Genomic DNA, 6027 nt, shown 5'->3' on the forward strand with positions numbered 1-6027 from the left:
GGCCGACTACATCCTCGAGACCCGCCTGCGTCAGCTGGCGCGCCTGGAAGAGATGAAGATCCGTGGCGAGCAGGACGAGTTGCTCAAGGAGCAGGCCAAGCTGCAGGCCTTGCTGGGCAGCGAGACGAAGCTGCGCAAGCTGGTACGCAGCGAACTGATCAAGGACGCCGAAACCTATGGCGACGACCGCCGCTCGCCGATCGTCGAGCGCGCCGAGGCCAAGGCTCTGTCGGAAAACGAGCTGATGCCGACCGAGCCGGTCACCGTGGTGCTGTCGGAAAAAGGCTGGGTACGTTGTGCCAAGGGTCATGACATCGATGCCACGGGCCTTTCGTACAAGGCTGGCGATGGCTTCAAGGCCGCAGCGGCGGGGCGTTCGAACCAGTTTGCGGTGCTTATCGACTCGACCGGGCGCAGCTATTCGCTCGCAGCACACAGCTTGCCATCGGCCCGTGGCCAGGGCGAGCCGCTGACCGGGCGTCTGACGCCGCCGCCGGGCGCCACCTTCGAGTGCGTGCTGTTGCCGGACGACGATGCGCTGTATGTGGTGGCGTCCGATGCCGGCTACGGTTTCGTGGTCAAGGGCGAGGACCTGCAGGCCAAGAACAAGGCGGGCAAAGGGCTGCTGAGCCTGCCCAATGGCGCCAAGGTGATGACGCCACGGCCGGTCGCCGACCGCGAACAGGACTGGCTGGCAGCGGTCACCACCGAAGGCCGCCTGCTGGTGTTCAAGGTTGTCGACCTGCCACAACTGGGCAAGGGCAAGGGCAACAAGATCATTGGCGTACCGGGTGATCGTGTGGCCAGTCGTGAAGAATTCGTCACCGATCTGGCGGTGATTGCCGAGGGATCGACGCTTGTATTGCAGGCTGGCAAGCGTACCCTGTCACTGAAGCCGGATGACCTCGAACATTACAAAGGCGAACGCGGGCGTCGTGGTAGCAAATTGCCACGTGGATTCCAGCGCGTCGACGGCATGGTGGTGGAGCGCCCGGAGTAAACCGGTTGTTCGTCTGGAACGGCGTTTTCAGCGTCGTTCCGGGCGGAAATGCTGGAGTCCGGCGACTATTTCGCGGATGATACACCCCTTGCGGGGCCGGCGTGGCCGTGTGCCCGCGGGAATCCACACGAGTATCACTGCGGTTGCCGGGCGGCAGCCGCTTGGATGGGATGATGAAATTTCTGCGCCTTCCATTTGCGCTGCTGATGACGGGTCTGCTGGGGCTCAGCGGGTGCAGCATGCACCAGCCGGTGGCCCTGTACCAACTCGACAGCGGCGACCCCGGCCAGCCTTCGCAGGCTGCCGGCATGGCGGTCGTGCTCGGTCCGGTATCGGTAGCCGACTACCTGCAACGTGAAACCTTTCTGCAACGTCAGCCCGATGGCAGCCTGACCGCGGCGACCGACGGTCGCTGGGCCGGCAGCCTTTCGTCGGATATCGACCAGTTGCTGGTGCGCCAGCTCGCCTGGCGCCTGGACAGCCAGCGCGTCGTGCTTGCACCTGCCAGCACCGGCTTCACGCCGGATGTGCAGGTACTGCTGTCGATCACCCGCCTGGACTCGGGCGCCAACCAGCCGGCGATCCTCGATGCCCAGTGGCGCGTACTGGATCGTCGTGGCCATGTGCGCGACAACCGTATCGTCCATCTCGAGCAACAGCATGAGGGCAGCGAGGCCTCTCAGGTCCAGGCCCAGGGGCAGTTGCTGCAGAAGCTGGTCGAGCAACTGAGCGTTGCCGTCAAGCCGCTGGCGAACCAGCCAGCGGTCGCTGAAGAGGCGCCGAAAAAGCCAGCGGCTCCGGTCCAGGTCAAGAAGGAACCGGAGAAGTCGAGGATTCCGATGGCTTCGCCGATCCGCACCGATATGGAAGTCTATCGATTCTGATTCGACAGACATGAAAAAGCCCGCAGCGATGCGGGCTTTTTTGTGGGTGCCGGATTGCGGGCCTTTCGCGACACTAGGCCGCTTCTACACCTGCACCGCGGATCAGGCCATTCAGGCCCGACGCTCATGCATCCGCGCCAACTGGCGCTCGAGCATCGACGGGTAGGGCTCCATCAGTCGCTCGACACAGCAGGCGCCTTCAGGGCTGGCGATCGGCCGAATGCGCGCGCGCTGGCGGATCAGGGCGTCGTCGCTGACCTGGCGCTCGACCAGCAGCAGGTTGCGGCTGTGTTGCGACAGCGCCAGGGCATCCTGGGCCTTCTCGGTCATCAGCAGGTCGACCTGATCCATGCCCAGCAGGTCCTCACCCAGCGCCAGGCCCAGTTGCAACTGCAGGGTGATACCGCTATCGGCGACCTCGATCTGCAGGGCGTGGCCCAGGGCGCGCAGCAATTCGCCACAGCAGATAGCATTGGTGAGGTAGTCCTCGCCGCTGTCACGGCTGTGGAACAGCAACAGTGTGCTCCCGTCGTCTAGGGTGTGCACCTCGCCCTCGTACAGCGACGCGGCCTGGTCAAGGCAGTCGCGGTAGCGCTCCAGCAGCTCGGTCAGGCGCGTGCGCGGCAGACGGCGCAGTTGCTCCTGGGAGCCGAGTTGCACTGCGAGCACGGCGCTGGTGTTCGGTTCGTCAGACTCCGGGGTGGCCAGTGCCTTGGGGCTGTGCTCGGTGTCGTCGATCAGGTCGGCAAAGGCGTCGTCGTCTGCGTCGTCGTCCTGGGCGGCCACCCTGGCCGGTACAGGCTTGGGTGCAGCCTTGCGTGGCGGCGCCTCCACATGCAGGTCGGCGAAATCATCTTCGTCGTCTTCCTGTTCTTCCGGCTCCGGCGGTGGCGGCGGGGCCAGGCGGGCGTGGAGCTGACGAGCGAGATCGCCGATTTCGTCCTGGCGCTCGATGGCCGGGGTATAGGGGTGCGGGTCACGCAGCCAGACACGCAGTTGCAGCAGCGGCGTCGAGATGAAGCGGCCCAGGCGCAGGCTGAGGGTGAGCGCCAGCGCCAGCAGGATCGCCGCGAGAATGCCCATGCTCTGCAGGCTGATCAGCATCGGTTGCTGGAACTGGCTCATGTCCAGGCTGATGCGCAGTTGCCCGGCGGTCACGTCCTGGAAGGTGATCTTGGTCTGGTAGACCCCTTCGGCCTCGCCCAGCAGGCTATTTTTTGGCCGTTGCCCGGCCTCGGCGAGGATTCGGTTGTCGACGCTGTAGATCGCCGCGTGGGCCACCAGCGGGTTCTTCACCAGATTGCCCAGCAGCACGTTGAGGCTGAGGATGTCGTTGGACACCAGCAGCTCGGTAGCCGAGGTCGCGGTCTGCACGGTCAGGCTCTGGCCGACGGCATCGGCCTGCTCGTGCATGGCCTGCTTGAACTGCAGGCCCATCACGCAGGCATAGATCACCAAGGCCAGCGCCACCAGGAAAATGTTGTGGCTGGCGATGCGCAATGCCAGGGGAATACGACGCTGGCGCAGGGCTCGGAAGATCATCAGAAAGAAGTTGTCGGTTTTGACAGGCGTGGGCCGGTTCACAGAGCGCGGCTCTTTATGGCGGAAAAGATGCTGGGCAGTATAGCGACCCGCGTTTTGTCGGCAAAGTATCGATGGCGCCCGATGGTCATGGAAAGTGGGTAGAATGCGCATTTTTCATCGAGTTGGAGCCCGGTCTTGCGCGAAATCGTCCTGATCAACATCACTGGTGAAGACCGTCCGGGTCTCACTGCGGCCATCACCGGCGTCCTGCTCCAGGGCGGTGTGAACATCCTCGACATCGGTCTTGCGGTCATGCATGGCACGTTGTCGTTCGGCATTCTGGTCGATATTCCCGACAATGAAGTCGCCACCGGCCTGCTGCAAGGGGTGCAGTCCAAGGCCCATGAGCTGAACCTGCAGGCGCGCTACACGCCGATCTCCGAGGCAGACTACCAGCAATGGGTGGACGGCCATGGCGACAATCGCCACATCGTCACGCTGCTCAGCCGCAAGGTCACGCCCGAACAGTTGCAACGGGTCAGTGCAGTCATCAGCCAGTATGGCCTGACCATCGAGCGGATCGAGCGCCTCTCGGCACGTGTGGCGCTCGACGCCAGCACCGACAAGAGCCGCGCCTGCCTGGAAATCTCCGTGCGCGGTGAACCGACCGACGCCCAGTCCCTGCGCGCCGATTTCTTCGCATTGTCGGCCGAGCAGGGTATCGACATCGCCTTCCAGCAGGATGACCTGTTCCGTCGCAATCGCCGCCTGGCGGTGTTCGACATGGATTCGACGCTGATCGAAGCTGAGGTAATCGACGAGTTGGCCAAGGCTGCAGGTGTCGGCGAACAGGTTTCGGCGATCACCGAGCGCGCCATGCGTGGCGAGCTGGATTTCCGTGCCAGCTTCAAGGAGCGCATGGCATTGCTCAAAGGCCTGGACGTCGGCGTGCTGGACGAAATCGGCGCTTCGCTGCGCCTGACCGAAGGTGCCGAACACCTGTTCGCCGAACTCAAGCGCCTGGGCTACAAGACTGCAATCCTCTCCGGCGGTTTTTCCTACTTCGCCAAGCAGGTGCAGGCACGCCTTGGCATCGACTACGTGTTCGCCAATGAGCTGGAAGTGGTGGATGGCAAGGTGACGGGCGTGGCTATCGAGCCGATCGTCGATGCCCAGCGCAAGGCTGACCTGCTGCAGGAGCTGGCGCACAAGGAAGGGTTGCAACTGGAGCAGACCATCGCCGTGGGCGACGGCGCCAACGACCTGCCGATGCTGTCGCTGGCCGGCCTGGGCGTGGCTTTCCGCGCCAAGCCGCTGGTGCGTCAGTCTGCCAAACAGGCGATTTCCACGCTGGGGCTGGATGGCGTGCTGTATTTGCTGGGCTGGCGTGACCGCGACGGGCGCGTGTGAACCGTTGAAACAGCGGGGCTGCAAAGCAGCCCCCGCGATCCTGAGTCAGCCCTGCACTGGCAGCGCCAGTTGCTCGCCCATGCGCACGGCAGAACCGGCGCCCAGGGCTTCGGCCCATTTCACCTGCTCTGGCCCGAACAGCACGATCGCGGTCGAACCCAGCTTGAAACGCCCCAGTTCCGCGCCTTTTTCCAGATGGATCGGCGCGCGGCTGGCTTCGTCGTAGCGGAAGGTCTTCAGCTCGCGCTTGGGCGGTGTGACCAGCCCGGCCCAGACTGTCTCGATCGAGGCAACGATCATCGCACCCACCAGCACCACCGCCATCGGCCCGCGCTCGGTGTCGAACAGGCAAACCACACGCTCGTTGCGGGCGAACAGCTCGGGGACGTTCTCAGCCGTGGTCTGGTTGACCGAGAACAGGCGGCCCGGCACGTAGACCATCTCACGCAGGGTGCCGGCCAGCGGCATGTGCACGCGATGGTAGTCCTTCGGCGACAGGTAGATGGTGGCGAACTCGCCGCCCATGAACGGCGCGGCCAGCGCCGGGTCGCCGCCGAGCAGCTCAAGGGCGCTGAAGCTGTGGCCCTTGGCCTGGAAAATACGGCCGTGCTCGATCGGACCGAGCTGGCTGACCGCACCGTCGGCCGGACACAGGATCGCGCCCGGGGTTTCATCCAGGGGACGCGCCCCCGGCTTGAGGGCGCGGGTGAAGAAGGCGTTGAAGTGCTCGTAGGCGGTGAGGTCCTCGACCAGCGCCTCGGACATGTTCACCTGGTAGCGTTTGGCGAACCAGGCGGTGAAGGCATTCTTGAACCAGCGTGCGCGGCACTCGGCGACGCAGCCGGCCAGGCGCGACAGCAGGTGATGCGGCAGCAGGTGCTGGCTGATGATGAACAGACGGGATTTCATGCAGGTTCCTTAAACTTCTACAGGCGTGTCCGGGTGATTGCCCCACTCGCTCCACGAGCCGGCGTAAGCCTTGACCCGTGGATAGCCGAGTGACTTAGCCACCAGGTAGGTGAATCCGGAGCGACGGTGGGTCTGGCAGTGGGTGATCACTTCCTTGTCAGGGGTGATGCCCAATTGCTGCAGTACTTCGGCGATGTCCTTGCGAATGCGCAGGTGGTCGTTGAGGTCCATGCCTGCAGTCCACTCGAAGTTGACCGCGCCGGGGATGTGACCGGCCTTGGCTGCCAGGACCTTCTCGCC

The 6027-nt window shown here is 64.3% G+C and carries 5 protein-coding genes and 1 pseudogene; 3 read left to right on the forward strand and 3 right to left on the reverse strand.

The genetic code is table 11. The features are described from left to right. Positions 1–1000: DNA gyrase C-terminal beta-propeller domain-containing protein (locus VA602_RS15200; RefSeq protein WP_323453633.1), on the forward strand; the 1000-nt coding region annotated here is incomplete at its 5' end. A 173-nt stretch (positions 1001–1173) separates the two neighbouring features. Continuing rightward, the gene (locus VA602_RS15205) at positions 1174–1884 is read left to right on the forward strand and encodes a PqiC family protein (protein ID WP_065863793.1); all 711 of its coding nucleotides are present in this window, start codon (positions 1174–1176) and stop codon (positions 1882–1884) included. 111 nt (positions 1885–1995) lie between these two features. Here VA602_RS15205 and VA602_RS15210 read toward each other — a convergent pair whose 3' ends face one another. After that, positions 1996–3468: a histidine kinase gene (locus VA602_RS15210; RefSeq protein ID WP_323453634.1), complete on the reverse strand. Its 1473-nt coding sequence runs from the start codon at positions 3466–3468 to the stop codon at positions 1996–1998. Positions 3469–3603: 135 nt separating this feature from the next. On the opposite strand from VA602_RS15210, the gene serB reads away from it, so the two are divergent. Continuing rightward, the gene (serB, locus tag VA602_RS15215; protein ID WP_054893171.1) at positions 3604–4818 is read left to right on the forward strand and encodes a phosphoserine phosphatase SerB; all 1215 of its coding nucleotides are present in this window, start codon (positions 3604–3606) and stop codon (positions 4816–4818) included. 45 nt (positions 4819–4863) lie between these two features. Here the strand turns inward: serB and asd are convergent, their stop codons facing one another. Further along, positions 4864–5727, reverse strand: a complete 864-nt coding sequence (gene asd / locus VA602_RS15220) for an archaetidylserine decarboxylase (protein ID WP_054893172.1) — start codon at positions 5725–5727, stop codon at positions 4864–4866. A gap of 9 nt (positions 5728–5736) precedes the next feature. Then, positions 5737–6027: pseudogene (gene rhdA / locus VA602_RS15225) on the reverse strand (thiosulfate sulfurtransferase); the annotation flags it as partial.

Source organism: Pseudomonas machongensis (genome assembly GCF_034961125.1).
Lineage (GTDB): Bacteria > Pseudomonadota > Gammaproteobacteria > Pseudomonadales > Pseudomonadaceae > Aquipseudomonas > Aquipseudomonas machongensis.